This window comes from Burkholderia sp. Bp8984 (assembly GCF_003853755.1).
Taxonomy (GTDB): Bacteria; Pseudomonadota; Gammaproteobacteria; order Burkholderiales; family Burkholderiaceae; genus Burkholderia.
Map to the genome: position 1 here is coordinate 53,705 of NZ_QTQN01000027.1, position 26,180 is coordinate 79,884.

Genomic DNA, 26,180 nt, shown 5'->3' on the forward strand with positions numbered 1-26,180 from the left:
CGGCCCGGGCCGGGAAAATTTTCCGGCTCGTCCGCGCGCCTTGTCCGGCAAGGCGTTGCCGCCACGCGACCGAGGCCGCTCGCGCCCGGCATGTTTCAGTTTCGCAACGTCCGGCATGTCCTGCCCGTCCGGGCCGCACACTGGTCCGATGAAAGGCTTGTGCCGCCGGCCCCGAACGAAGCTGGCGCGCTCCTTGCACAGGTTGGGGTGCGAGAGTCGACGACGCGACGTCCGGCCGGTTCGGCAGCGAACCATTCGAGAACCGGCTAGGACGCAGTCCGCGGGGATGACGGCCGGACGGGCAACATGGCCCCGTTCCGGGCGGCATGGGCCGTCGTCGTCGGATCGTCGGAGCACCGGCGGTGTCCGGTTGCCGGCACAAGCAACGACTCGAATACGGGGTAGAAAAATGAACGATCTCAACACGCCGCGGCCGGCAGGCCGCGATCGCAGTGATTCGACCCATCGCCGGTCGACCGCGCACCTTGCTGCCGGCCGGCACGCGTCGACAGGCCACCTCTCCGCGCCCGGTGCGAGGCGGATCCGGCTGATACCCGGTCATCCGCGCCGGGCCGGTGCTTTCCCGCTCGCCAATCCGGTCCGCATGGGGATGTGCACGCGGGCGCCGATACCCCGGCGCCCGGTCTTCGCTTATTGACGACGTCGAGCGCCTGCGGTCGCCAGCGCAGGCGATCCGTTTGCCATGCGAATGATGTGCGGCATCCGGTTGCGCGATACGGACGATGAAACCGGTGCGACGGCAGACGTCAGGGAGGCGTCGCCGTCCGGCGAGCAGGGGAGGGGCGGTCGGGCCGCGCGCGACGGGCATCGCACCCGTGCGCGCGCGGCGCCGCTTCAGCCGCCGTAGATGTCGAAGTCGAAGTACTTCGACGCGAGCCGCTTGTAGGTGCCGTCCTTGACCATGTCGAGGATCGCGCGATCGATCTTCGCCTTCAGGTCGGCGTCTTCCTTGCGCAGCCCGATACCGGCGCCGATGCCGAGCACCTTCTCGTCGACGAGTTCGGGCCCGACGAACTGGTAGCCCGCGCCGCGCGGCGACTTCAGGAACCCGATCGCGGCCTGCACCTCGTCCTGCAGCGCGGCGTCGAGGCGGCCCGACGTCAGGTCCGCATACACGCCGTCCTGGTTCTGGTACGACACGACGTTCGCACCCTGCTTCGCCCAGTACGCCTTCGCATACGCTTCCTGCGTCGTGCCCTGTTCGACGCCGATCGACTTGCCCTTCAGCGATTCGGCCGTCGGCAGCAGCGGCGAGCCCTTCTTCGCGACGAGCCGCGTCGGCTGGTTGTAGATCTTCGTCGTGAAGCCGATCTGTTCCGCACGCTGCGGCGTGATCGACATCGACGACAGCACCGCGTCGAACTTCTTCGCCTTCAGCGCCGGGATCATCCCGTCGAAATCGTTCTCGAGCCACACGCACTTCGCTTTCAGCCGTGCGCAGATCTCGTTGCCGAGGTCGATGTCGAAGCCGACGAGCTTGCCGTCGGGCGCCTTCGATTCGAACGGCGCGTAGCTGGCGTCGGTGCCGAAGCGCAGCGTGGTCCAGTCCTTCGCGACGGCGGGGCCCGTCGATACCGCGAGCAGGGCGATCGAAACGGCGGCAATCAGTCTCTTCATGGTGGTTCCTTGGCGTGGTCTATCCGGTTCTGGGCGACACGGTTGCTGCGGGGACGCACCGCGTCCCGGTGCGCTGTCCGCACGGACATTAACGCAGAAAATAAAATCGCAGTCCAGAATGGACAAAAAATATCGATCCTTCGGGAGGAATGCCGGCACGTCGGGGGACGACCCTTGCAAAAATACGAAAATGGACTAATCTTGTTAGTAAATTCGTTTCGAGACTAACGATCATGTCACAGCCCGCCTTCGATCCGCATTCCGCCCCGCGGCAGGCTTCGGTCGCGCAGATGTCGGCGGCCGGCTTGCGCGCGTTCTTCAACATCGCGCGCGACTGGGAACTGACGATCGACGAACAGATCGTCCTGCTCGGCTCGCCCGGCCGCTCGACGTTCTTCAAGTGGAAGGCGTCGCCCGAATCGGCGCGCCTGCCGCGCGATACGCTCGAGCGGCTATCGCTGCTGCTCGGCATCTACAAGGCGCTGCAGATCCTGCTGCCGCAGCCGGCCGCGGCCGACACCTGGGTCAAGCGGCCGAACGACGCCGCGCCGTTCGGCGGCAAGCGCGCGCTCGACCGGATGCTCGCCGGCAACGTCGGCGACCTGGTCGCCGTCCGTCAATATCTCGACGCGATGCGGGGTGGCTGGGCGTGACGATGCCGATCGAAGCAGTACAGCACTGGCCCATGACCGTCGTCGACTGGGCACCTGCCTATCGCGTGATTCCCACTCGTTTTCCAGCCATCAACCTGTTCGACCGCGTCGCGTCCGCCGAGGATTTCGATGCGCTCTATGCGCTCGAATCGCTGACCAACGATCGCATCCGCAACGAAGTCGGCACGCTCGAACTCGTGCCGCCGGCGGAGCGTCGCTACGGCACGGGCTGGGGGCCGATCATGGCCGCGTTCACGCATCTGAATCCGCAGGGCAGCCGCTTCTCGGACGGCAGCTACGGCGTGTTCTACTGCGGGCGGTCGCGCGATACGGCGATCGCCGAAACGCGCTATCACAGCGGGCTGTTCCTGGCCGCGACGAAGGAGGCGCCGATGCGTCAGCAGATGCGGCTCTACACGGTGTATGCGCAGGGCGACGTCGCCGACGTGCGCACGTGGCCGCAGCGCAGCCCGGCGCTGCTCGATCCGCTCGATTACGGCGCGGGGCAGGCACTCGGCCGCGCGGTGCGCAACGCGGGCGGCGCGGGGATCGTCTATCCGTCGGTGCGCGACCCGCGCGGCGAGTGCCTCGCGGCGTTTCGCACGACGCTGCTGCGCGATTGTCATCACGCTGCGTATCTCGAATACAACTGGAACGGATCCGCGATCGACGCGGTGTTCGAGCTGAACCAGGTGGGTTAGCGCAGTGCTCGCGCACGCAAACGCGCGCGCGTGAGCGTGAGTCCGCCGAGGGTTGCCGGCCCGCGGCCTGCGCAGGCCCGTTATCGGCGTGAACGTGGGCCTAAGGCAGCGGCAGGTCGCCCGCATGACGCGCGCGCGCGTCGGCCTGCGTCAGCGACCACGTGTCGCCCGTGCGCGGCTCGACGATCGTCAGGCGTCCCGACGGTGCGAACGCGCCGGTGTCGATGAACCATTGCGCGCCGATACGCTGCGGCGCACGCACCGGCGTGTGGCCGGTGCAGGTCAGCGACAGGCCGGCCTGCCGGGCCGGGTCGACGAGCCCCTGGACCAGGTCGCGCCCCCAGATCAGCCGCTCGCGCACGTCGGGCGAATAGCTGCCCGCGTCGAGTTCGGCGTCCGGACCGAGGAATTCCGCATGCAGCACGTTGAAGCGCGCGGGGCCGTCGCCGATCACGCGTACGAGCGGCAGCGCGTCGACGCGCGCCGCGTGCGCGTGCAGCCGTTCCGGCGGGAGGTCGGCGCCCCAGTCGCCGCCGATCCCGCGCCACGCATCGTGCGACAGCTTGCCGCGCGCGACGAGGCTCAGCACTTCTTCGTGATTGCCGCGCACCACGTGGCACCACGGGCGGTCGAGCAGCTCGAGCGCGGTTTCGGACGCGGGGCCGCGGTCGACGAGATCGCCGACCGAGAACAGCCGGTCGCGAGCCGGATCGAAGCCGATGTCGTGCAGCAGCGCGCGCAGCACATCCACGCAGCCGTGCAGATCGCCGACGACGAAGTCGCGGCCGGCCGCGTTCGCGGGATGGTGGCAGAGGACGGGAGTCATCCCGATATCTTAGGCGCTCACGCCAGTCGCAACGTCATGCAGGAATGGCGATAATCGGGGCGGTACCCGCCGGCGCTGCCCGGCGGGCCGTTCGCACGCGGGCCGAACCCTTTCCATCCGCTTTCGGAATCACACGATGACGCTTTATCCGCAGGTATTACGCAACCGGCCGCGCATGGTCGCCGCCTTCGCCGCGGGCGTGCTGTGCGCGTTGCTGCTGCCGTTGCAGTTGAGACCGACCGCGCGTGCGCTGATCGGCTGGGATTGCACGGTCTGGCTGTATCTCGTGCTGATGTGGGGGCGCATGGTCACCGCACATCACCACCAGGTGCGCGAGATCGCGATCCGCGAGGACGAGAACGCGACGACCGTGCTGACGGTCATCTGCATCGCGACGGTCGCGAGCGTCGCCGCGATCGCGATCGAGCTCGCCACCGCGAAGAACGTCGGCTTTCGTGCCGGGCTCGGCCACTATGCGGTCACGGGCGCGACGCTGTTCGGCGCATGGTTCCTGATCCCGACGATCTTCACGCTGCACTATGCGCGGCTCTATTACGGCTCGCCGAGCAGCGATCGCGCGCTGCGGTTTCCCGACCGCAACCCCGAGCCCGACTACTGGGATTTCCTGTATTTCGCCTTTACGCTCGCGGTCGCGTCGCAGACGGCCGACGTGTCGCTCGCGAATCGCTCCGCGCGCCGCGCGGTGCTCGCGCAGTCGATCCTGTCGTTCTACTTCAACATGGCCGTGCTCGGGCTGTCGATCAACGTCGCGGCAGGGTTGCTGAGCTGACGCGGATGACTTGAGCCGTTCTTACCGATCGCCGCGCTCGAGCTCGGTGGTCGGCGGCCCGCGCGTGGCTCGCTATCGAGACAGCGAGCGATCGGCGGATGCGTGCCGCCGTCGCCACGCGCCATCGCGGCTTCGAGCGGAAAGCTCGTCCGGATGGTGGCCGCGCTGACGCTGCGGCTCGCCGCCTCACGCCGCCTCACGCCGACTTACGCCGTCACGCGTCGTCACGCGCCAACTTACGCCGTCACGCGCCGCGCCGCACCGCGATCCACGCGCCCCAGAACAGGCTCGAGAAAAAGCGCAGCGGCGCATCGAAGCCCGCATCGTGCAGCAACGCGAAGACGGTTTCCTCGGCAGCGGGCGGATCGGCGCCCTGCAGGATTTTCGCCAGCTGCGCACGCACGGCGTCGGGCGTCGCGCCCTTCATCCGCCAGCGCTGCTGCCAAGCGTCGAGCAGGCGAGGGTGCTCCGCATAGCGGCGATAGTTGGCCGCGATCACGAGCGGTGCACCGGGCTTCAGGCGGCGCGCGATCGCATCCAGCAGCGCGGCCTTCGCCGCATCGCCGGGGACGTGATGCAGCACGCCGATCAGCGTCGCGCCGTCGAACGCCGGCGCATCGGGCAGTGCGTCGACGCCGGCCTCGACGAATTGCGTGCGGGCGGCGAACCCCGCCGCTTCGACGTTGGCACGCGCGAGCGCGAGCATCGGCGCGGACGGATCGACGGCCGTGAACTGCCAGCCCGGTTCGAGCGCCGCGGGCACGCAGATTTCCTGCCCCGTGCCGCCTGCGCCCACGACGAGGAGCCGCGCATCGCGTACACCGATCGCCGACGCGAGCATGCACGCGGCGAGTTCGTGGCACGCGTCGTAGCCGGCGAGCGCGATGCGGGATTGTTCGGCGTATTCGTGCGCGCGTGCCGGATCGAACTTCGCGGCGCTGGCGGGGAGCGACATGGAGATTCCTCGAATTCGGGCGCGGGCGGGGTGCTCACGCGCATCGCACCGAGCGTAAGCGCGGGGCTGCGGCGCAACAAGGCGAGCAGCCATTCCGGTATGCGAACTACCCGATTCTGCGCGCATCGCGACGCAATCGATGCCGGGGTCGATTCGCATTTAAAAATGTGAGGATTCGATGCGTCGCGATCGTGAAAGCGGCGCATACTTTTCTTCCCCCCTGCCTGGCCGTCGCATGCCGGGCCCGATGCGCCGCGCGAATCGCGCGGCCATGCCGCTCGGCACGCACGAGGAGCGCATCATGTCAGATTGTCCGCACGATCCGTATGCGCAGCACTTCATACACTGCCTGCCGTCCGGCGCGCAGCCCTGCGGTGCGCTCGGCACGTCGCCGCGCACGCATTTCCGCGTGTGGGCGCCGGGCAGCACGCATGTTCAGCTCGAACTCGATACCGGCTCCGGCCCGACGCTCGTCCCGATGATGGCGGCCGGTCCACACTGGTTCGAAGTGTTCGTCGAATGCGGTGCGGGCGCGCGTTACCGTTACCGGCTCGACGATGTCGTGTCGATTCCCGATCCCGCGTCGCGTTCGCAACCTGACGGGCTCAACGGCCCGAGCGAGGTCGTCGATCCGCGCGCGTTCACATGGCGCAACACGTTCTGGCGCGGCCGCCCGTGGGAAGACATCGCGCTGTACGCGATTCGTCCGCACGCGGTGGGCGGCTTCGACGGCGTGCGCCGCCGGTTGCCGCAGCTCGCGCGCCTCGGCGTGACCGCGCTGGAGTTGCTCGCGTCGCCGCACGACAGCCTGCCGTTCGCGCCGCTCGCGTCCGAGGGCGGCCCCGACGCGCTGAAGGCATTGATCGACGCCGCGCACGGCTACGGTCTCGCGGTGCTGCTGGAACTCGATTACGCGCGCTTCGGCAGCGGCACCGACGCGCTGCGCCATTACGCCGTGCCGTTCTTCCATACGCGCGACGATCCGCTGCAGGCGGCGCCGCTTGCGCTCGACCATCCGGAAGTCTGCGACTTCTTCTGCGACAACGCGCTGTACTGGATCGACGAATACCGTTGCGACGGCCTGCGGCTGCGCGAGGCCGACCGGATCGGCACGTCGTGGCTGCGCGAGATCGCCGACCGCGTGCGCGCGGCCGTGCCGGCCGACCGGATGATCCACCTCGTGCTCGGCAGCGAGCGTCATCCGGTGCACCTGGCCGATACGCATTTCGATGCGCAGTGGAACGGTTGCGGAGAACGCGCATTGCACCGGCTGACGGGGCGCGACACGTCGGCGCACGAAGGGATTTCGCCCCACCAGTCGATCCACACGCTCGCGCGCGCGCTGACCGCGGCAGGCGCGGCGTTCCAGCCGGCCACGGCGGGCGACGGCCCGTGCGCCGAAGGGCTGTCGCTCACGTCGCTGGTGCTGTCCGACGGCGCGTGGCGCGACAGCGAACAGCGCGACAGCGAGCAGGCGGCGGGCCTCGCGGCGCTTGCGTTGTCGCTGCTCACGCCGCAGATCCCGCTGATCTTCGACGAAACCGCGCGCGATGTCGATCGTGCGCATTTCGTGCAGTCGGCGCTCGCGGTGCGCGCGAAGCTGATCGCGCCGCGGCTGTCCGATTGCCGGCCGCAGGACGCGCATGCGCTGAAGGCGAGCGGTGACGGCGATGCCGACGCGCTGCTCGCGTCATGGCGGCTCGCCGACGACGAGACGCTGACCATCGCGTTGAACCTGTCGCCCGACGCGGTGCCTTTCGATGCGCCGGGCGGGCAGGTCGTGTTCGAGACGCCGGCACGCGCACGCGACCGGGTCGACGAAGGGGAGTTGCCGCCGTATTCGCTCGTCGCGTGGCTGACGGGCGACGTCAACCAGTACGCGCTGACGCACGACGTGCGTCGGATCGACGACCGCGCATGGCGCGCGATGCGTCCTGTTCCGCACGCGTGATGCCCGGAGGGTCGGGCGCTGGCGCGCCCGGCCGCCCTTACCAGAAACCGCGAATGCCCGCGACGCCGTACGCGCCGTGGCGGCGCGCGTCGTCGAGATGCGCGCGCGTCATGCCGCCGAGCGCATAGACCGGCATCGCGGCCTGCGCGGCCAACGCAGCGAATTGCGTCCAGCCGAGCGTCGGCGCGCCGGGATGGCTGAGCGTCGGCAACACGGGCGACAACGTAACGAAATCCACGCCCGCACGCGCGGCCAGCACGAGATCGTCGGCCGCATGGCAGGCGGCCGACATGCGGCGAGCGGCCGGCAGCGGTCGTTGCGCGACGGCGCGCAGCGCGGCGCCGTCGAGATGCCAGCCCGCGCCGTCGAGCCGCATCACGCCGGCCGCGTCGATCGGCCCGTTGAGCATCAGTTGCGCGCCGGCCGCGTCGCAGCGCGCGAGCGCATCGGCGGCCAGCCGCGCGAACGCGGCCGCGTCGAACGACTTCACGCGCAGCTGCACGAGCGTCTCGCCGCGCGCGAGCACGGCCGACAGCGTGTCGAGGAATGCGTGGCAATCGGCGGTCGACGCGGACGCCGGCTCCGGCGTGATCACGCAGCAGCGCGGCAGCGTCGGCGTCATCGCGCGCGGCCCGCGGCGGCCGTCATTCGTCGGCCTCCTTCGCGATCTTCGGATAGACGCGCACCAGCACGATGCGCGGACCGTTCATCTTCTTCACGACGACGTCGAAGCGATCGAACGACACGCGCTGCCCTTCGGTCGGCAGATCGCTGAGCGCCTGGATCACCAGGCCGCCGACCGATTCCGCACGCCCTTCGTCGATGTCGATGCCGAGCGCCTGCTCGAGCGACACGACGGGCAGGCTGCCCTTGCCCATCAGCGTGCCGTCGTCGAGGCGGCTCCAGTCCGCGTCGCCCTGGCGGAACTCGTCGTGGATCTGGCCGACCAGCGCACCGAGCAGGTTGTCGAGCGTCAGGAAGCCGATCGGCTTCTCGCCCTTGTTGCCGACCAGCGCGAAGTGCGGCGCGCCCTTGCGGAAGCGGCGGAACAGTTCCAGCGCCGGCGTGTCGGGCTTCACGTACTGCACCGGGCGCACGTAGTCGGACAGGTCTTCGAGCGCCGCCCCGGCGTGACGCGCGAGCAGCAGGTCCTTCAGGTGGATCAGCCCGCTCACCTGCTCGCGCGACGCATCCTCGAACAGCGGATAGCGGCTGAAGCGGTGTCGCGCGACGATTTCCATGTTGTCGGGCAGCGGCAGGTCGCGGCGCAGGCCGATCATTTCATGCGCCGGCCGCATCAGGTCCGACACCGTCATCGACGAGAAATCGAGCGAGTGCGCGAGCGTGTTCCACTCGTCGTTGGTGTACGTGCCGCGCGCCGGCTGGGCCGCGTTGCCCGCGCTGCGGCGGCTGCGCAGGATCAGCTTCAGCTCGTCGGTCGAGTAGTGCGCATCGCCGCCGTGGTCGGCCGACAGGCCCGCGAGCTTCAGCACCGCGTTCGCGCTGGTGTTGAGCACCCAGATCGCCGGATACATCGCCCAGTAGAACGCGTAGAGCGGCAGCGCGACCCACAGGCCGACCTTCTCCGACTGGCGGATCGCCATCGATTTCGGTGCGAGCTCGCCGACCACGATGTGCAGGAACGAGATCAGCGAGAACGCGAACACGAGCGAAATCAGGTGCACGATGCGCTCGGACTGCACGCCGATCAGGTCGAGCAGCGGCCCGATCAGTTCCGCGAACGCCGGCTCGCCGACCCAGCCGAGGCCGAGCGACGCGAGCGTGATGCCGAGCTGGCAGGCGGACAGATACGCGTCGAGCCGGCCGTGCACGATCGCGAGGATGCGCCCGCGCAGGCCGTGCTTGCGGGCAAGTGTCTTGACGCGCGTCGCGCGCAGTTTGACGAGGCCGAATTCGGCTGCGACGAAAAACCCGTTGAGGGCCACCAGGAACAACGCGCCGATGAGCGCGAAGATCTGTAACAAAGAATCGCTCCAGTCATGACAGGCCCAACAGTATAGGGCCGGAAAGGGAAATGTAATGTGTCGGGCGGCCGATGGCTTACACCGGCGCCTCGCAGGGGACGGTGAGCGACAGGGTGACGGCGGCGCCGTCGGCGAACGGGGCGTGGGTGAAGGAGCCGCCGTGCGCGAGCGCGACACGCTGGCACAGCGCGAGCGCCGCTGCGACGCGCTTCGCGTCGCGCGGGTGCAGCATCTCGCGGCGCGCGAACGGTTCGAATGCATGCGGCAGCGCCGGATCGGCGAGGGCGGCGGCGTTCACGTCGCAGGCGACGTGCGCGACGTACTGCGCGCCGTCACGCGCGCACGTGAACGTCACGCGGCTGCCGGCGGCGCTGGCTTCGACGGCCGTCGTCAGCATCGTCCAGAGCGCCTGCGCGATGCGCTCGCGGTCGGCGGTCAGCGACGGCTCGCCGTCGGGCAGCGTCGCGTCGACGCTCACCTGTCGTGCGTCGGCGAGTGCGCAGCGCACCAGTGCGAGCGTGTCGTCGAGCAGCGGGCGCAGCGCGAACGGCTGTGCGGCGATCGCCAGGGTGCGCGTGGCCGCGCGCGGTGCGTCGAGCACGTCGTCGATCAGCGCGACCTGCTGGTCGATCCCCGCGCGGATGCCCGCGAGCGCGCGTTGCAGGTTCGGGTCGGCGCTGGCGAGTTGGCGCTCGAGCACGTACGCCCAGCTGTGCATCGCGTTCAGCGGGCTGCGCAGGTCGTGCGAAGCGATGGACAGCGCCTGGTCGCGCTGGAACAGCGCGGCCTCGGCGGCATAGTGCGCTGCGCGTTCGCGCAGCAGGTCGGCGGCGGGATCGACGGGATTGGACGTCACGGGGCTGGCCTGTCGGAAGCGGTTGGCATGAAAAGCACGCGAACCGCCATTATAGGGATCGTGCGTGTCACGCCGGCAGCGCGTCCTCGTCCTTTTTCCGTGCGTCGCCGTTCGGCAGCAACTGGCAGGCGAGCAGGCCGGCGAGCATCAGCGCGCAGCCGACCAGCGCGCGCAGCGTCAGCGTCTCGCCGAGCGCGGCCCAGCCGGCGATGGCCGCGAACACTCCCTCCATGCTGAAGATCACGGCCGCGTGCGCCGGCGCCGCATCGCGCTGCGCGACGACCTGCAGCGTATAGCCGACGCCGACCGACAGCAGCCCGCCGTACAGCAGCGTCGGCAGCGCGCGCTTCAGCATCGCGAGGTTGACCGGTTCGATCGCGAGGCCGGCCGCGAGGCACAGCACGCCGCACGCGACGAATTGCAGGAACGCGAGCACGAGCGGATCGTGCCGCTTCGCGAAATGGCCGACGGTCATCACGTGCGCGGCGATGACCACGGCGCCCGCGAGCTGGAACCAGTCGCCGTAGAGCACCGAGAAATGCTCGTCGATGCTGAGGAAGTACAGGCCGATCGCCGCGAGCAGCGCGCCGAACCACGTGCCGGCGCCGATCCGGTGGCGGACGAACACGCCCATCAGCGGCACGATCACGACGTACAGCGAGCTGATGAAGCCCGCGTTCGCGACCCGCGTGTACTGCAGGCCGACCTGCTGCAGCGAGATCGATACGGCGAGCAGCACGCCGAGCGCGAGGCCCGGCGAGAGCAGGGCCGGCTCGCGGCGAATCGCCGCGAACTGCGCGCGCGAGCCCGCGTTGACCATCAGCAGCGGGAGCAGCACCAGCGCGCCGAGCAGGAAGCGCAGCCCCGTGAACAGGAACGGCCCGATCACGTCGAGGCTCAGTCGTTGCGCGACGAACGCCGAGCCCCAGATCGCGGCGGCGGCGAGCATCAGCAGGTTGGCACGGAGGTGCTTGCGGGCGTCGGGTTTCATCGGAATTCGTCAGGGGATTGCGGGCAGCGGAACCGCGTAGTTTACGCCGAGATTGCAAGGCTGTCGGAAAACCTGCGAAGTGCGGCCGCCGCGCGGGCGTCGCGCACGCGTGAATACAGCACGACCTGCGAATGCGGCAGCGGCGGCAGGCCGAATTTCGTGCCAACGTCGACCAGCGTGCGCGGCGCGACCCGCCGGGCCAGCGGGCAGACCGCGAGCCCGGCCGCGGCGGCGGCCGTGACCGCCGCGACGCCGCCGCCCGTAAAGCGCTCGCGCCACGGCCGCCCCGCATGCTCGAGCGCACGCAGCGCGGCGGCCCGCACGCCGCACGGCCCGGCCAGCACCGCGAGCGGCAGCGGCTCGCCCGCGCGCGGCGCCCAGTCGGGCGCGGCGAGCCATGCGAGCGGTTCGGTGAACAGCAGCGTGCCGTCGTCGCGCGGCGGATCCTCGCCCGGTTCGTGCCGCACGATCGCCGCGTCGAGCCGGCGTTCGTCGTATTGCGCGAGCAGGCTCGCCGACATGCCCAGATGCATCTCCAGCGACAGCCCGGGATCCTGCCGGTGCAGGCTCGTCAGCACGGCCGGCAGGTCGGGCACCGCGACGTGCTCGCTGACACCGAGCGACAGGCGGTGCGTGCCGGCCGAAATCGCGCCGAGCGCCTGGTCGTGCGCGTCGAGCAGCGCGCGGGCGGCCGGCAGGAAGTTCTCGCCGTCCGCCGCCAGCTTGACGACGCGCGGCGTGCGTGCGAGCAGCGGCTTGCCGAGGTGCGCTTCGAGCCGCTTCAGCTTCAGGCTGACGGCCGATTGCGTGGTGCCGAGCGCGTCGGCGGCGCGCGTGAAACTCGCGAGATCGGCGACCAGCACGAATGCGCGCACAGCATCGAGGTCGAGGACTTTCATTGCAAATGTAAATTAATGAAATATCGGATGATGACTGTTCATTATAGATCCGCGCGCCTAACCTGACCTTGCGTTTCCGATTTTCAACGTCACCGAAAGGAGCAGCACCATGCCATTCACCCGTATCGCCGTGCGCGAAGGCAAACCGGCCGCCTACCGTGCGGCGCTCGTCGACGGCGTGCACCGCGCGCTGATGCACACGTTCAACGTGCCCGAAGACGACATCTTCATGGTCGTGACCGAGCATTCGGCCGAGAACTTCTTCTTCGGCCGCCACTACCTCGACATCGAACGCAGCGACGATCTGGTGATGGTCCAGATCACGGCGAACAACACGCGTACGCTCGAGCAGAAGCAGGCGCTGTACCGGACCATCGCCGAGAATCTCGCGCGGCAGCCCGGCGTGCGGCCGCAGGACGTCTTCATCAGTCTCGTCGAAGTGCTGAAGGAGGACTGGTCGTTCGGCAACGGCATCGCGCAATACGTCGTCTGATACGTCGTTTGATGCGTGACAGGGGCGACAGGGCCAGATCGTCGCCAGCGCATGTTGGCCGCGTGTACTATGGAAGCTGCTTCACGGACGACGCCGGCACGGAGGACGTGCCGGCGATTCTTCATGTGCAGGAGCCTCCATGTCGCGTGTGCTGGAAATCGTGTTGTGCCTGTCGCTGGAAGGTTGGCCGGTCAGGGCCGGAAGCCGGGCCCGTGGTGAGCAGCGCGACTTCGGCGCCGAACTCGTCCGTGCGTGGCGGATCTGTCCGCAGGTGCGGATGCGGCGCGGCCAGGAACGCGTGACGATCGAGCCATGCCAGGTCGAGGAAGCCGAGCCGAGCCCCGGCGAGTGCTGGTGGACGTGGATCGAGTCGAACGCGCACGGGCGGCGGGTCGTCGCGTCGCGCACGAAGGCATTCGCGCCCGGCGTCGTGGAGCGCGAACTGTTCGATGCCGAACACGCGGGCATCGCGGTGGCCACGCCCGCATCGGCGCCGATCGCCGATGCGGATGCGCCGCAGGCGACCGGCGAGGGCGACCGCGTGACGCCCGACGCCGTTGCCGAAGCGGCGAGCGCCGCATCGTCCGGGCCGGCGCCGCTGCGGCTCGTCAGCGAGCGGCGGCGCGGGCGCTGGGCGGACGACAGCGGCGTGGTGGTCGAGATGACGCTCGACGACATCATTCTGCACCGTGGCACCGAACCACCGCGCCGCCATGTCGAGCTGCGCCTCGCGGCGCCCGACTGGGAAACCGTCGCCGCGCGCACGGCCGCGCTGCGCGCGCTGTTCGCCGCCGCGCGCGAGCTCAGCGGCGCATGGCCCGCGTTCGTGCAGCTCACCAGCGTGATCGATCGCGCGTGCGCGGGCGAGCCCGCCGTCGCCCGGCCGGTCAAGGCGCAACTCGTCGACCTGACCGGCATCCGCACGCAGCGGGCCGCGCTGTTCGCGCTGTCCGGCGACATTGCCGCGCAATGGCTCGGCAACGAGGGCGGTGTGCTCGATCGCGACGATCCCGAGTTCGTGCACCAGATGCGCGTCGCGCTGCGCCGGCTGCGCACGCTGATGCGCTTCTTTCCACGCTTCGCGGACGAGCAATGGAAGGACACGTTCGGCGCCGACTTGCGCTGGGTCGCGTCGCTGCTCGGCACGGTGCGCGACTGGGACGTGTTCTCGACCGAAAGCCTGCCCGCGCTGATCGCGGCCGACGGCGGCAGCGCCGACTGGGACGGCACGCTCGACGCCGCGCGCGTCCAGGCGACGGCGGCGCGCGTCGAATTGCGCCAGGCGTTGCATTCGGCGCGCTATGCGCGCCTGACGCTCGGCTGGCTCGAATGGCTGAGCGCGCTCGCGCTGCCGCCGGCCGCCGGCGACGACGACACGCCGTCGCTGCGGCGCCACGCGACCAAGCGTGTGCGGCGGCTGTTCGGTCACCTGTATGCATCGCCGTCGCTCACGTCGCTCGAGACGGCCGCGCGGCACCAGGTGCGGATCGACGCGAAGCGGCTGCGCTACGCGCTCGAGTTCTTCGCGTCGCTGGCCTCGCGCCGCACGCGCAACGAAACGGTCAAGACGCTCGCGCGCGTGCAGAGCGTGCTCGGCGAGGCGAACGACACGATCGTCGCGCTGCATCATCTCGAGCAACTGGCGGCGCCCGCGTACCAGCTCGGTTTCGTGCGCGGCTACGGTGCGGCGCTCGAGCAACGCGCCGCGCGCGACGCCGAGGCGCTGCTCGCGAGCCTGCGCCCGCCGAAGCTCGACGGCAAGCCGCGTTGAGCGGCGCGCGCTCACTATAATGGCCACCCGTTTTCTTCCGACAGACCGATGAGCGACGCATCGCCTCCTTCCTCTTCCGCCGGGCCGCTCGAACTGGGCGGCGAACTGTGGCTGCGCGCGGGCGAGCAGACGCTCGGCGGCGCCACCCGCATCGCGCTGCTCGCGGCGATCGGCGACACCGGGTCGATCACGCGCGCGGCAAAGGCCGTCGGGCTCAGCTACAAGGCCGCGTGGGAGGCGATCGATACGATGAACAACCTGGCCGGCGAGCCGCTCGTGACGCGCTCGACGGGCGGCAAGGGCGGCGGCGGCACGACGCTGACGCCGCGCGCGACGTCGCTGATCGCCGCGTTCCGCACGATCGAGCGCGAGCATCGCCGCTTCATCGACGCCGCGAGCGCGGCGGTGTTCGGCTTCGACGTCGACTGGGCGCTGATCGGCCGGATCGGGATGAAGACGAGCGCGCGCAACCAGTGGTTCGGCAAGGTCGAGTCGATCGTGCGCGGCACGGTGAACGACGAGGTGACGCTCGTGCTGCCGGGCGGGCAGGCGATCGTCGCGGTGCTGACGCACGAAAGCGCCGACGCGCTCGGCCTGCAGCCGGGCGCGGATGCGTGCGCGCTCGTGAAGGCGTCGTGGGTCGTGCTGGCGGTCGACGACGACGGCGGAGCCGACGCGACCTTGAAGGTGTCCGCACGCAACCAGTTGCACGGGACGGTCGAAACGGTCACGGCGGGCGCGGTGAACAGCGAGGTGACGCTGGCGCTCGACGGTGGCGGGACGCTCACGGCCGTGGTCACGAACGACAGTGTCGGCGCGTTGCAACTCGACGCCGGCCGGCGGGCGATCGCGCTGTTCAAGGCATCGAGCGTGATTCTCGCGGTGACGGGCTGATCGCACGACGGCGGCGCGCGCCGTCCCTGTCGATGACCGTGGGCGGACGCGGCGAAACCGGCGCCGCCCGACATGCACGAGGCGCCGGCTTCGATCCCGTTTCAGCTCGTTCCAGCTTCTGCCGCCCGTGCGGCTTCTCTCAGGCTCAAACGTGGCCGCGTGGGCCACCGCCTTCGCGCGATCACGTGACGCGCGTCGGCCACTCGGCGTGCGGCGTTGCGGCCTGCACGCGTCCTTCGCTCAATTGCACGACCTGGTCGCCGAACGCGGCGACGTCGTCGGGGTCATGCGAGATGAGCACCATCGGGATATCGAGCCGCGCCTGCAGTTCGGCGAGCTCGTGGCGCATGCGCTGGCGCAGCGCGCCGTCGAGCGCCGCGAACGGCTCGTCGAGCAGCAGGATGTGCGGCTGCGCGACCAGCGCGCGGGCAAGCGCGACGCGCTGTTTCTGCCCGCCCGACAACTGCGACGGGAATTGCCCGGCGAGCGTGTCGAGCTCGAACGCCTGCAGCCAGTACGCGACTTCGGGCGGCACCGCCTTCGCACGCGGGTTGCGCAGGCCTGGCGTGAGCCCGAACGCGATGTTCTGGCGCACGTTCAGGTGCGGAAACAGCGCATAGTCCTGGAACAGATACGCGACGCGGCGTGCACGGGTCGGCACGTCGATGCCGCGCGCGGAATCGAACAGCGTTTCGCCGTTCAGCGTGATCGTGCCTTCGTCGGGTGACAGCAAGCCGGCGATCGCCTGCAGCGTCATGCTCTTGCCGGCGCCGGACGGCCCGAACAGCACGACGCGCTGCGTGCCGGCCGTAAACGACACATCGAGCGTGAAGCGGCGCTCGGCGTTCGCGTAGGTCTTGCGGATATCGACGGCGACGCTCATGCGGGCCTCCGTCGTGCCGCGCCGTGCGTGCGCGAAACCGCCCGCCCGACGGGACGGCGTGTTGCCGCGACCGGTGCCGCGCAGCGGTGCGGATGCGGCCGGCGCGTCATGTCGGCTGGCTCCGTCCGGCACGCGACGGCACGAGCCAGCCGGTCGCGAGCAGCACGAGCACGCAGGTGATCGACGTCACCAGCACGAGGAAGTTGGCCGTGCTGTCGTCGCCGGCCTGCACCGCCGCATAGATCGCGACCGACAGCGTCTGCGTGCGGCCGGGCAGGTTGCCCGCGATCATCAGCGTCGCGCCGAATTCGCCGAGCGCGCGCGCGAAGGCAAGCAGCGCGCCGGCCAGGATGCCGCGCGTGGCGAGCGGCAGCGTCACGCGGAAGAACACCGCGGCTTCGCCGAGCCCGAGCGTGCGTGCCGCGCGCTCGAGATGCGGATCGACGCTTTCGAACGCGGTGCGCGCCGATTTCAGGATCAGCGGAAACGCGACGACCATCGACGCGATGACCGCGCCCTGCCACGTGAAGACGAGTTCGATGCCGAGCGTGTCGAGCCACGCGCCGAACACGCCGTGCCGGCCGAGCAGCACGAGCAGGTAATAGCCGAGCACCGTCGGCGGCAACACGAGCGGCAGCGTCAGCAGCGAATCGACCACGTCGCGCAGCGGCGAGCGCCAGCGCGCGAGCACGAAGGCGGCGGCGACGCCGAGCACGATGTCGAGCGCGGTCGCCCAGCCGGCGACCTTCAGCGACAACAGCAGTGGTACCCAGGCGTCCTGCATCATGCTGCGCTCACTTGCCCGCGGGCTTGAAACCGAAGGTCGCCAGCACGGCCTGGCCCTGCGGCGACGCGACGAAGTCGATGAACGACTGCGCCTGCGCGGCATGGCGGCTGTCCTTGACCACCGCGATCGGATAGGTGATGGCCGTCTGCGTCGGCACGGTCAGCGCGACCTTCACGCGGCCCGGCATGATCGCCGCGTCGGTGCCGAACACGAAGCCCGCGTCGACTTCGCCGCGCGCGACGTAATCGAGGCTCTGGCGCACGTTGGCGGCCAGCACGCCCTTCGCGCTGACGGCGTCCCACACGCCTGCCGCGCGCAGCGCGCCTTCGGTGTAGCGGCCGACCGGCACCGACGCCGGGTCGCCGTACGCGATGCGCTTCACGCCGGGCGCTGCCAGGTCGTTCAGCGACGTCGGCGCGGCCGCACGGCTGTCCGCCGGCACGATCAGCACGAGCGAGTTCGCCGCGAAATCGCGGCGCGTGCCCGGCACGATGACCTTTTCGCTGACCGCGCGATCCATCGCCTTCTGGTCCGCCGAGGCGAACACGTCGGCCGGTGCACCCTTGGCGATCTGCTGCATCAACACGTCCGACGCGCCGAAGTTGAACAGCACCTTGGTGTCCGGATGTTGCTTCTGGAACGCATCGCCGACGGCCTTGAACGCGTTCGTCAGGCTCGCGGCCGCCGACACGACCAGTTCGTCGGCAGCGCAAGCCGGCGCGCTGAACGCGATGCCCGCGGCAAGCGCGGCGAGCGGCAGCAGGCGGAGCAGGGTGCGGCGAAGCGGGCGAACGGTCGAGCGCATGGTCGGGGTGTTTGAATGGTTGGAAACCGTAATCGTAATATAGGGCGGGTTATAACGCTCGACATACCGTTCATGCGATGGCGCGCATGAGGATCTTCAGACTTGAACGGCGACCGGATGACGTGCGTGCGGCCCGTCACGCGTGCAGCAGCGGCTGCGACGAATCGGTGCGCTGCAGCGACGACGGCTGCGATGCCGGCCGGTAGTTCGGATTCGCTTTCCAGCGGGCGCGGACGAACGGCCGCTCGTGCCCCGACAGCTCCAGCGCGACCTTGGTGACCCAGCGGTGCGACGGCACCGTGATGCCGTGCAGCGCGACGGTGACGAGCGCGAGGCTCGCGACGACCGCCGCCACCGACCAGCGGTGCGGTACCGCGTGCCACGAGCCGGCGATGAACGCCAGCGCGGCGATCGCGCCGACGATGCAGCCGGTGATCGATTCGGACGGCGAATGCGCGTCGAGCGCGACGCGCGACACGCCGACCGCGATGCCGGCCGCGAGCCCGAGCGCGATGCCGGCGATCCGCACCGGCGTGCGCGTGCGGATCAGCGCGAGGAAGATCGCGACGGGATAGACCGACGTCGACAGCATCGCGTGGCCGCTGAATCCCGTGAAATCCCACGCGCGGATGCCGATTCCCCAGCCGAGGAAGGCGATCTTCGTGAGCGCGACGACCCCGATCGCGGCCGCGAGCACGCCGAGCCACGCGGCCGCGCGCTGCCACGAGTAGCCGAGCGCGAGCCATACGGCGATCGTGATCGCGAGCGGCAAGGTCAGGCCGGCGCCACCGAACGCGGTGATCGTGATCCACAGGTGAGAGGGCAGGTCGAACATCGGGAGGGGAACGAGCAGGGGCGGAACGAATGCTTAAATCAACGCGCGAGCCGGGAAGAACGACTACAACGGATACAAGCGGCCAAACCCCAGTATAGCGCCGCGTGTGTTCGAGGCCCGTTTTTTGCGCCGAGGGGAACTCTCCGCGCGCAGGAAAAATCCCAGAAACAATGTTATGGTGCATTGCACAAAGTCGAATGATGCACCCCGTGTCGTATCCCTATTTTTCCTGACTGCGAGCCCGATTGATGACCAAAAGTCTGACGAAGGTATGGCTAGGCGGCATGAAACGAATGCTGTCTCCGGCCGCCAAACGCGCGGCGCGCGAGGCCCAGCGGATCGCGCGCGATACGCTCGAGGCCGCCGCATCGCCCGCCGCAACCGATCTGTCCCCGCCACGTGAGTCGCGCGTGCGTCCGCGCGCGGCCGCCTGGGCGGCCGGCGAGTGGACGCGCGGCGAGCATCCGATGGCGCCCGCGCTGGGCCGCCTGGTCCAGCAGCTCGCCTATGGCCTGTACGTCCCGCCTGGCCGCCGGCGCGGCGCGATACCGCTGGTCGTGATGCTGCACGGCTGCCAGCAATCGGTCGACGAGTTCGCGCAGGGCACCCGGATGAACCTGCTGGCCGACAAGTACGGTTTCGCGGTGCTGTATCCGGAGCAGTCGCTGCGTGCGCATGCGCACGGCTGCTGGCACTGGTATGAAGACACCGACCGCGCGGGCCGCGGCGAGGCGGATGCGGTCGCGTCGCTCGTCGATGCGCTCGTCGACGAGCACGGCTTCGATGCATCGCGCGTCTACGTCGCCGGGCTGTCTGCCGGCGCGGGGCTGGCGGCGCTGCTCGCGCTGCATCACCCGGACCGCTTCGCGGCGGTCGCGCTGCATTCGGGCCCCGCGCTCGGCGAGGCGAATTCCGGGATCAGCGCGATGGACGTGATGCGGCGCGGCCTGCGGCAGAACCCGGCTGCGGTGGTCGACACGCTGGTCGACACCGGGGCCTATCCGGGCATGCCGGTGCTGATCGTGCAGGGCGACGGCGACCATGTCGTCGCACCGAAGAATGCGGACCAGCTGACGGTGCAGTTCATGCGCCTGAACGGGCTCGCGGACAGCCGCGGCGCGCTGCGCGGCGGCGAGCGGGTGGAGACGCGCGAGGCCGGCGCGCAGATCACCGACGTACGTCGCGACGGCGAGTCGATCGTGCGGCTCTGTCACGTGAAAGGGCTCGATCATGCATGGTCGGGCGGCGACGAGGCGGTGCCGTTCCACGCGGCGGTAGGCCCCGATGCGAGCGCAATGATCTGGGCCTTTTTCGAAGAGAATCGCCGCACTGTGGCGACCTGACGACGCACCTTCCGATCGACGCTGGCCAAAGGCTAGGGTTTTCCCTATAATTCGGGAAAACCCTAGTCAAAGAACCTTTGGATTGCGAGATCGACCATGTACCTGCTGAGCCACCTCTTCCTGATGCTGACCAAGAACGCTGAAAAGGCCGCGAAAGAGCGCGCCGACGCGTACCTTTCCGAAGCAACCGACATCTACGATCTCGAATTCCGCATGCGCAAGATCGATCGCGAAGCGGCGATGAACCGTCCGTTCTCGTTCGGCTCGCGTTAAGCAGCGCAGCGCGGGCCGGCATGTCAGCCGGTCCGGCGAATCACGCAAAAGGGCGTGTGCGGCAAGCAGCCGCACACGCCCTTTTTGCATTCAACGTCGTGCGTCGCGTCAGACGACCGTCAGGCGCACCGGCACGTTGTTGCGGGTCGCGTTCGAGTACGGGCACACGTGGTGCGCCTTGTCGACCAGCGCCTGCGCATCGGCCTTGTCGAGCCCCGGCAGCGACACGCGCAGTTCGATGTCGAGCCCGAAGCCGCCTGCGTCGTTCGGGCCGATGCCCACTTCCGCGGTCACTTGCGTGTCGGCCGGCAGCGTCTGCTTGTTCTGGCCCGCGACGAATTTCATCGCGCTGAGGAAACAGGCCGAGTAACCTGCGGCAAACAACTGTTCCGGGTTCGTGCCCTCCGCGCCCGTGCCGCCGAGTTCGCGCGGCGCGGCCAGCTTCACTTCCAGCCTGTTGTCGGCGGATACCGCGCGGCCGTCGCGGCCGCCCGTGCTCGTGGCGCTGGTCTTGTACAGAATGTTCATGGTGCAGCTCCTGTCGGAAGAATGGGAGGAAGCGGTCCGGTCGGACGGGTGTCGCCGGCCACGAGCAAAATATAGAACACAAATGATTTGTGTGCAAATGAAATTTTGAAGAAAAGGCCCGGCAGTGCCGAGCCGTTTGCGACCGCGGGTTCGTCAGCCTTCGTTGGCCGCCGACAGCGCGTGGCGCAACTGCTGGAGATCCGCGCGCAGCCTGACCAGGAACTCGGGCGTTTGCTGCATCGCGCAAAAGAGATCGGCGGGCACCGAGCGCGCCTTGTCCTTCAGCGCGCGGCCTACCGTCGTCAAGCGCACGTTGACGATGCGCTCGTCGGTGACGCTGCGCACGCGTTCGACGTAGCCGAGCGCCTCGAGCCGCTTCAGCAGCGGCGTGACGGTGGCCGGATCGAGGTCGAGGCGGGCGGCGATGTCCTTTACGGCGATATCGTCGCGCTCCCACAGCACGAGCATCGCCAGATATTGGGGATAGGTCAGCGACAGCTTGTCGAGCAGCGGCTTGTACGCCTTCGTCATCGCATGCGATGTCGAGTAGAGCGCGAAGCACAGTTGCTCGTCGAGCGTCTGGGGCAGCGGGGGCAGGCGGTCCATGATTCGGGCGGCGCGGCGGACGCGCTAACGATTTGTACGCAAATTATTTTGCGCGCAAAAGATTCGGTTGAACAGGGGTGGGGCGTGGCGCCGGGGATCCGCGCCGGGCCGGCCGGGAGGAGGGATGGACGGCCGGCGGCGGGCGCCGGCCGAACGGCGTCAGCGGCCGGTGGTGGGCGTCGCGGCGCCCGGTTCCTGCACGCCGAAGCAGCCGCGATAGGTCGCGTAGAACGAGCAGTACATCATCGTGACGATGAGGATCGTCACCGGCATCATGATCGTCAGCACATAGGCGCCGGCGCCGAGCGCCTGCAGCAGCAGCGACAGGCCGAACGACGTGCCGAGCGCGACGCCGAACCACAGCAGCCCGTACACGACGAATGCGCCGCGATTGCGCCAGCAGCTGACGATGCTGAAGAACAGCGCCTTGGCGGGCGGAATGTCGTGCCACGCGGTGAGCACCGGCGCGAACCAGAACAGCATCGCGACCGGCGCGTAGAGCAGCGTCGCCAGCAGCAGCGCGCCGAGCGTGCCTTGCGCGGCGAGCGTTTCCGGCGTCGGACTCGCTTCGTTCGTGGCGCCGAGCATCATCTGGAGCAGCCCGCCGCCGTCCACGAGGGACGACGCGGCGAACACCAGCACCATCAGCGCGACATAGACCACGCCGAGCACGAGCAGCCGCTGCGTCGTCGCGGTGCCGTACGAGCGGAAGCCGTCGATGAGGATCGTCGGCATCACTGGCTTGCCAGCCACCGTGTCGCGGCATGCCGCCATGAAGCCGACCGCGATGCCGGGGATGAACAGCAGCGGCAGCGCCGCGCCGATCACCGGCACCATCGACACCAGCGTGATCGCCAGCAGGTACGTGAAAAACAGCGTGATGAACGCGAGCGGGTTCCGGCGGAACAGCCAGATGCCTTGTCGGAACCAGACATAGCCCGCTTTCGCGGGCACTTCGATCAGTTGCATGCGGTATGGGTCTCGGGAAGCGCGGGCGTGTGGACGATACGCTCACGCAGGATGCGTTCGAAATGACCGGGGTCGTGCGGTTTGAGCATTTCGGCCGCGCGCGGCAGGTAGAAGTCGTACAGGCGCGACACCCAGAAGCGGTACGCGCCCGCGCGCAGCATGTCGCTCCAGTGGCGGCGTTCCTCGGCCGTGAACGGCCGGACCGTCTGGTAGGCGCGCACCAGCGCATCGGTGCGCGCGACGTCGAGCACGCCCGTCGCGAGGTCGACGCACCAGTCGTTGACGGTGACCGCGACGTCGAACAGCCATTTGTCGCAGCCCGCGAAATAGAAATCGAAGAAGCCGCCGAGCCGTACGTCATGACCGGTGCCGGGCGCCGCGTGCGCGAACAGCACGTTGTCGCGGAACAGGTCGCAGTGGCACGGGCCGCCCGGCAGCGCCGCGTAGTCGTCCGACGCGAAGAACGCGGCCTGGTGCGCGAGTTCGTCCTCGAGCAGCGTGCGCTGCGCGTCGGAAACGAACGGGACGATCGCCGGCACGTTCTCCTGCCACCACGGCAGGCTGCGCAGGTTCGGCTGGTGACGCGCATAGTCGCGCCCCGCGAGGTGCAGGCGCGCGAGCATCTGCCCGACCTCGATGCAGTGTTCGACCCCCGGCGCGAGTTCGGCGGCGCCGTCGAGCTTCGTGACGATCGCCGCCGGCTTGCCGTGCAGCTCGCCGAAGAGTGCGCCGTCGTCGCGCGGGACCGGATCCGGCACCGGCACGCCGTGGCTCGCCAGATGGCGCATCAGGTCGAGGTAGAACGGCAGCTGTTCCGCCGTCAGCTTTTCGAAGATCGTCAGGACGTACTCGCCGCGCGTCGTCGTCAGGAAGAAGTTGCTGTTTTCGATGCCGGACGGAATGCCGCGGAACGCCAGCACGTCGCCCAGTTCGTAGTGGCGCATCCATTGCGCGAGATCGGAGTCGGAAACAGCGGTGAAAACGGCCATGCGAGATGCGTCTGGTCAGTTGTCGGCACGCGCGCGGCGTGCGGCGCGACAGGAGGTGAAGGGAATGCCGGCGCGCCGCGTCGGGACCGACGCGGCGCGGCAGGAAATCAGTAGCGCAGGTTGACCGACGGCAGGCGCGTGATCGGGACGCCCGCGTCGTGCGGCTTCGGCGACGTGTCGAGCGTCGAGCTCATCTGGTAGCGCGTGCCGAAGTTCGACTTCACGTCGATTTCGACCGGCTTGCCGCGATCGCGATACTCGGTGACCTCGGTGCCGCTCTTGCTCTTTGCGTGGAAGCTCGGCGTGCGGCGGATGTCGGCGAAGTCGACCTTCGACGTGACTTCGGCGCCCGGCCGGTTGATCTTGCGGAGATCGGGCAGGCCGGCGGCCTCGTTGGCCTCGGCCCGGGCCTGCGCGTCGGCGTCGGGCGTGCCGCCGGCGGCGTAAGCGGCGCCGGCAGCGGCAAACGTGCCCGCGAACACGGCGGCAGCGGCGACGAGAATGAGCGGCTTCATGATGAGTCTCCAGTGAACCTTCCGATTTTAGCAAATACTGCGCGCGGCCCGGCCCTCGCGTGCAAGCGGCGTGCAAGCGAGTGGCCATGAGCATGACCGGGTTCCGTGGTAATGTCGTTCGATCAGACGAGGTGATGAAAATGAAGAACGATTTGAGCCGCCGGCATCGGGTGCTGACGCCCGAGAGTCCGCCCGTCGAAGCATTCGACGATTCCGTCGCCGCCGTCGCGCGGCTGTCGGCCATCTACGACACCAACACGGGCTTCCTGCGCGATGCCTTCGCGCGTTATCGCCGCCACGAACCGATCACCGAGCACGTGCGTGCGTGCTATCCGTTCGTGCGGATTCGTACCGACGTCAACACGCACGTCGATTCGCGCCGTTCGTACGGTTTCGTCGCGGGTCCCGGCGTGTTCGAGACGACCGTCACGCGCCCCGACCTGTTCGCGAACTACTATCGCGAGCAACTGCGCCTGCTGTCGAAGAATCACCATGTGAAGATCGAGATCGGCGTGTCGTCGCAGCCGATTCCGGTTCACTTCGCGTTTCCCGAAGGCATCCACCTCGAAGGCGAGCTCGACCGCGACCGCCTGCTCGCGATGCGCGACATCTTCGACACGCCCGACCTGTCGTACCTCGACGACCGCATCGTCAACGGCACGTTCGAGCCGGCGCCCGGCGAGCCGCATCCGCTCGCGCTGTTCACCGCCGCGCGCGTCGACTTCTCGCTGCACCGGCTGCGTCACTACACGGCGACGTCGCCCACGCATTTCCAGAACTACGTGCTCTACACGAACTACCAGTTCTACATCGACGAATTCGTGAAGCTCGGCCGCACGATGATGACGGAGAGCGACGATCCCGAGGTGCGCGCGTACCGCAGCCAGTACAGCGCGTTCGTCGAGCCGGGCGACGTCATCACGTACAACGCGAACCTCGGCAGCGAGCCGGCCGAGGGCGCCGCGCCGCCGCGGCTGCCGCAGATGCCTGCATATCACCTGAAGCGCGCGGACGGCAGCGGGATCACGATGGTCAACATCGGTGTCGGCCCGTCGAACGCGAAGACGATCACCGATCACATCGCGGTGCTGCGACCGCACGCGTGGGTGATGCTCGGCCACTGCGCGGGCCTGCGCAACACGCAGCGCCTCGGCGACTACGTGCTCGCGCACGGTTACGTGCGCGAGGATCACGTGCTGGATGCGGACCTGCCGCTGTGGGTGCCGATCCCGGCGCTCGCCGAAGTGCAGCTCGCGCTCGAGCGCGGCGTGGCCGAGGTCACCCGTCTCGAAGGCGCCGAACTGAAGCGCGTGATGCGCACGGGCACGGTCGCGAGCGTCGACAACCGCAACTGGGAGCTGCGCGATCACCGCGAACCCGTGCAGCGGCTGTCGCAGAGCCGCGCGATCGCGCTCGACATGGAAAGCGCGACGATCGCCGCGAACGGGTTCCGGTTCCGCGTGCCGTACGGCACGCTGCTGTGCGTGTCCGACAAGCCGCTGCACGGCGAGCTGAAGCTGCCGGGCATGGCCGACACGTTCTATCGCGGGCAGGTCGACCAGCATCTGCAGATCGGCGTGAAGGCGATGGAGATCCTGCGCACGAACGGGCTCGACAAGCTGCATAGCCGCAAGCTGCGGAGTTTTGCGGAAGTGGCGTTCCAGTGATGTGAACGCCGCGCAAGCCGCGGGCGTAACGACAAAGGCCGCACGCGAACTTTCGTTCACGTGCGGCCTTGTTCTTTGTCCTGCAGTGCGCGAGCCCGATCGAACCCGCACTCGGATGCTCAGCACTCACCCTTCTTCGCGTGTCCCGGCGGGCAGTGGTAGCCGCCGTGACCATGATGGCGCTCGTGATCTTCCCACTCGCGGCGTTCCCAGTAGCGGCGGCCGTCCCAGTAACGATCGCCGTGCCAGCCGACGATGACCGCGGGAGCCGGTGCGACCACGACAGGCGCGGGCGCGACGACGACCGGCGCAGGCGTGCCGATGTTGACGTCGACGTTGACGGCGTGGGCGAGGCCGGACAGCGAAACACCGAGGCCGGCGAAGGCGAGGGCGATCAGCGAACGTTTCATGTTGTTTTCCGTGATGTCGTTGTCAAAAGGCCGGCGCGACGCGATGGACGCGAGGGGGGATCGTTCCACCGGGGGGACGCCACGCCGACAAGAGGCAGTGTGCGGGCGCCGCACGGAAAAGGCGAGCGGCATTTGTTACGGCAGATTGACGTCGGGCCGGCCGGCTG

General features: G+C 69.0%; 28 protein-coding genes. 10 read left to right on the top strand and 18 right to left on the bottom strand.

All coding sequences use genetic code 11. From position 1 onward, the window contains the following. Positions 1 to 855 precede the first annotated feature (855 nt). A complete protein-coding gene (locus DID98_RS24985) occupies positions 856 to 1,638 on the bottom strand; it encodes an ABC transporter substrate-binding protein (protein WP_124486451.1) in 783 nt (260 codons plus the stop codon). 233 nt (positions 1,639 to 1,871) lie between these two features. Here DID98_RS24985 and DID98_RS24990 point away from each other — a divergent pair, with 233 nt between their 5' ends. After that, positions 1,872 to 2,291, top strand: coding sequence for an MbcA/ParS/Xre antitoxin family protein (locus DID98_RS24990; protein WP_044846587.1), 420 nt, complete (start codon positions 1,872 to 1,874; stop codon positions 2,289 to 2,291). Positions 2,292 to 2,293: 2 nt separating this feature from the next. Beyond that, the gene (locus DID98_RS24995) at positions 2,294 to 2,992 is read left to right on the top strand and encodes an RES family NAD+ phosphorylase (protein ID WP_124486450.1); all 699 of its coding nucleotides are present in this window, start codon (positions 2,294 to 2,296) and stop codon (positions 2,990 to 2,992) included. Positions 2,993 to 3,092: 100 nt separating this feature from the next. Here the strand turns inward: DID98_RS24995 and DID98_RS25000 are convergent, their stop codons facing one another. Then, the gene (locus tag DID98_RS25000) at positions 3,093 to 3,818 is read right to left on the bottom strand and encodes a metallophosphoesterase (protein WP_044846585.1); all 726 of its coding nucleotides are present in this window, start codon (positions 3,816 to 3,818) and stop codon (positions 3,093 to 3,095) included. Positions 3,819 to 3,954: 136 nt separating this feature from the next. Here DID98_RS25000 and DID98_RS25005 point away from each other — a divergent pair, with 136 nt between their 5' ends. Further along, entirely contained in the window at positions 3,955 to 4,608 is a 654-nt protein-coding gene (locus DID98_RS25005; protein WP_124486449.1) for a DUF1345 domain-containing protein, read from the top strand. A gap of 244 nt (positions 4,609 to 4,852) precedes the next feature. Here DID98_RS25005 and DID98_RS25015 read toward each other — a convergent pair whose 3' ends face one another. Next, positions 4,853 to 5,563, bottom strand: a complete 711-nt coding sequence (locus DID98_RS25015) for a class I SAM-dependent methyltransferase (protein WP_124486448.1) — start codon at positions 5,561 to 5,563, stop codon at positions 4,853 to 4,855. A 301-nt stretch (positions 5,564 to 5,864) separates the two neighbouring features. Here DID98_RS25015 and DID98_RS25020 point away from each other — a divergent pair, with 301 nt between their 5' ends. Next, positions 5,865 to 7,514 (top strand): DUF3459 domain-containing protein, encoded by a 1,650-nt coding sequence (locus DID98_RS25020; RefSeq protein WP_124486447.1) that lies wholly within the window; start codon positions 5,865 to 5,867, stop codon positions 7,512 to 7,514. A 37-nt stretch (positions 7,515 to 7,551) separates the two neighbouring features. Here the strand turns inward: DID98_RS25020 and DID98_RS25025 are convergent, their stop codons facing one another. The 5 genes from DID98_RS25025 to DID98_RS25045 form a co-directional block, all read right to left on the bottom strand. Then, positions 7,552 to 8,136 (bottom strand): thiamine phosphate synthase, encoded by a 585-nt coding sequence (locus tag DID98_RS25025; RefSeq protein WP_124486446.1) that lies wholly within the window; start codon positions 8,134 to 8,136, stop codon positions 7,552 to 7,554. A gap of 22 nt (positions 8,137 to 8,158) precedes the next feature. Next, positions 8,159 to 9,499 carry a hemolysin family protein gene (locus DID98_RS25030; RefSeq protein WP_124486445.1) on the bottom strand — a complete coding sequence of 447 codons (1,341 nt, stop codon included), beginning with the start codon at positions 9,497 to 9,499 and terminating at the stop codon, positions 8,159 to 8,161. Between the two features lie 76 nt (positions 9,500 to 9,575). Next, positions 9,576 to 10,355, bottom strand: a complete 780-nt coding sequence (locus tag DID98_RS25035; protein WP_124522648.1) for a sensor histidine kinase KdpD — start codon at positions 10,353 to 10,355, stop codon at positions 9,576 to 9,578. Between the two features lie 67 nt (positions 10,356 to 10,422). Next, a complete protein-coding gene (locus DID98_RS25040) occupies positions 10,423 to 11,346 on the bottom strand; it encodes a DMT family transporter (protein WP_124522650.1) in 924 nt (307 codons plus the stop codon). Positions 11,347 to 11,387: 41 nt separating this feature from the next. After that, a complete protein-coding gene (locus tag DID98_RS25045) occupies positions 11,388 to 12,245 on the bottom strand; it encodes a LysR family transcriptional regulator (RefSeq protein WP_124486442.1) in 858 nt (285 codons plus the stop codon). 109 nt (positions 12,246 to 12,354) lie between these two features. Between DID98_RS25045 and DID98_RS25050 the strand changes: the two genes are divergently transcribed. The 3 genes from DID98_RS25050 (at position 12,355) to DID98_RS25060 (ending at position 15,403) form a co-directional block, all read left to right on the top strand. Further along, positions 12,355 to 12,738 carry a tautomerase family protein gene (locus tag DID98_RS25050; protein WP_124571627.1) on the top strand — a complete coding sequence of 128 codons (384 nt, stop codon included), beginning with the start codon at positions 12,355 to 12,357 and terminating at the stop codon, positions 12,736 to 12,738. Between the two features lie 139 nt (positions 12,739 to 12,877). Further along, positions 12,878 to 14,509 (top strand): CHAD domain-containing protein, encoded by a 1,632-nt coding sequence (locus DID98_RS25055; RefSeq protein WP_124571628.1) that lies wholly within the window; start codon positions 12,878 to 12,880, stop codon positions 14,507 to 14,509. A gap of 48 nt (positions 14,510 to 14,557) precedes the next feature. Beyond that, on the top strand, positions 14,558 to 15,403 hold the full coding sequence (locus tag DID98_RS25060) for a TOBE domain-containing protein (RefSeq protein WP_124571629.1): 846 nt from the start codon (positions 14,558 to 14,560) through the stop codon (positions 15,401 to 15,403). Between the two features lie 181 nt (positions 15,404 to 15,584). On the opposite strand, the gene DID98_RS25065 is transcribed toward DID98_RS25060, so the two are convergent. The 4 genes from DID98_RS25065 to DID98_RS25080 form a co-directional block, all read right to left on the bottom strand. Further along, entirely contained in the window at positions 15,585 to 16,286 is a 702-nt protein-coding gene (locus DID98_RS25065) for a sulfate/molybdate ABC transporter ATP-binding protein (RefSeq protein WP_124486438.1), read from the bottom strand. A gap of 106 nt (positions 16,287 to 16,392) precedes the next feature. Beyond that, positions 16,393 to 17,070, bottom strand: a complete 678-nt coding sequence (modB, locus tag DID98_RS25070; RefSeq protein ID WP_124486496.1) for a molybdate ABC transporter permease subunit — start codon at positions 17,068 to 17,070, stop codon at positions 16,393 to 16,395. 10 nt (positions 17,071 to 17,080) lie between these two features. Next, positions 17,081 to 17,878, bottom strand: coding sequence for a molybdate ABC transporter substrate-binding protein (gene modA, locus DID98_RS25075; protein ID WP_124486437.1), 798 nt, complete (start codon positions 17,876 to 17,878; stop codon positions 17,081 to 17,083). A gap of 136 nt (positions 17,879 to 18,014) precedes the next feature. Beyond that, the gene (locus DID98_RS25080; protein WP_124486436.1) at positions 18,015 to 18,713 is read right to left on the bottom strand and encodes a phosphatase PAP2 family protein; all 699 of its coding nucleotides are present in this window, start codon (positions 18,711 to 18,713) and stop codon (positions 18,015 to 18,017) included. A 248-nt stretch (positions 18,714 to 18,961) separates the two neighbouring features. Between DID98_RS25080 and DID98_RS25085 the strand changes: the two genes are divergently transcribed. Both DID98_RS25085 and DID98_RS25090 read left to right on the top strand, forming a co-directional pair. Next, positions 18,962 to 20,056: a PHB depolymerase family esterase gene (locus DID98_RS25085; protein WP_124523270.1), complete on the top strand. Its 1,095-nt coding sequence runs from the start codon at positions 18,962 to 18,964 to the stop codon at positions 20,054 to 20,056. Between the two features lie 96 nt (positions 20,057 to 20,152). Then, complete coding sequence (locus DID98_RS25090) at positions 20,153 to 20,329, top strand: DUF3563 family protein (RefSeq protein WP_006753395.1); 177 nt, start codon at positions 20,153 to 20,155, stop codon at positions 20,327 to 20,329. A 108-nt stretch (positions 20,330 to 20,437) separates the two neighbouring features. On the opposite strand, the gene DID98_RS25095 is transcribed toward DID98_RS25090, so the two are convergent. The 5 genes from DID98_RS25095 to DID98_RS25115 all read right to left on the bottom strand — a co-directional run bounded on the left by DID98_RS25095 (position 20,438) and on the right by DID98_RS25115 (position 23,936). Continuing rightward, a complete protein-coding gene (locus DID98_RS25095) occupies positions 20,438 to 20,857 on the bottom strand; it encodes an organic hydroperoxide resistance protein (protein WP_040139352.1) in 420 nt (139 codons plus the stop codon). A 153-nt stretch (positions 20,858 to 21,010) separates the two neighbouring features. Then, positions 21,011 to 21,463 (bottom strand): MarR family winged helix-turn-helix transcriptional regulator, encoded by a 453-nt coding sequence (locus tag DID98_RS25100; RefSeq protein ID WP_124523272.1) that lies wholly within the window; start codon positions 21,461 to 21,463, stop codon positions 21,011 to 21,013. Positions 21,464 to 21,622: 159 nt separating this feature from the next. Further along, positions 21,623 to 22,432 (bottom strand): BPSS1780 family membrane protein, encoded by an 810-nt coding sequence (locus DID98_RS25105; RefSeq protein ID WP_124486434.1) that lies wholly within the window; start codon positions 22,430 to 22,432, stop codon positions 21,623 to 21,625. Then, a complete protein-coding gene (locus tag DID98_RS25110; protein WP_124523274.1) occupies positions 22,423 to 23,421 on the bottom strand; it encodes a homoserine kinase in 999 nt (332 codons plus the stop codon). Before DID98_RS25110 ends, DID98_RS25105 begins: the two co-directional genes overlap by 10 nt. 107 nt (positions 23,422 to 23,528) lie before the next feature. Beyond that, entirely contained in the window at positions 23,529 to 23,936 is a 408-nt protein-coding gene (locus tag DID98_RS25115) for a hypothetical protein (RefSeq protein ID WP_044845262.1), read from the bottom strand. Positions 23,937 to 24,076: 140 nt separating this feature from the next. On the opposite strand from DID98_RS25115, the gene DID98_RS25120 reads away from it, so the two are divergent. Further along, entirely contained in the window at positions 24,077 to 25,603 is a 1,527-nt protein-coding gene (locus DID98_RS25120) for an AMP nucleosidase (RefSeq protein WP_044845316.1), read from the top strand. A 119-nt stretch (positions 25,604 to 25,722) separates the two neighbouring features. Here the strand turns inward: DID98_RS25120 and DID98_RS25125 are convergent, their stop codons facing one another. Continuing rightward, positions 25,723 to 26,013 (bottom strand): hypothetical protein, encoded by a 291-nt coding sequence (locus tag DID98_RS25125; RefSeq protein WP_044845263.1) that lies wholly within the window; start codon positions 26,011 to 26,013, stop codon positions 25,723 to 25,725. Between the last annotated feature and the right edge of the window lie 167 nt (positions 26,014 to 26,180).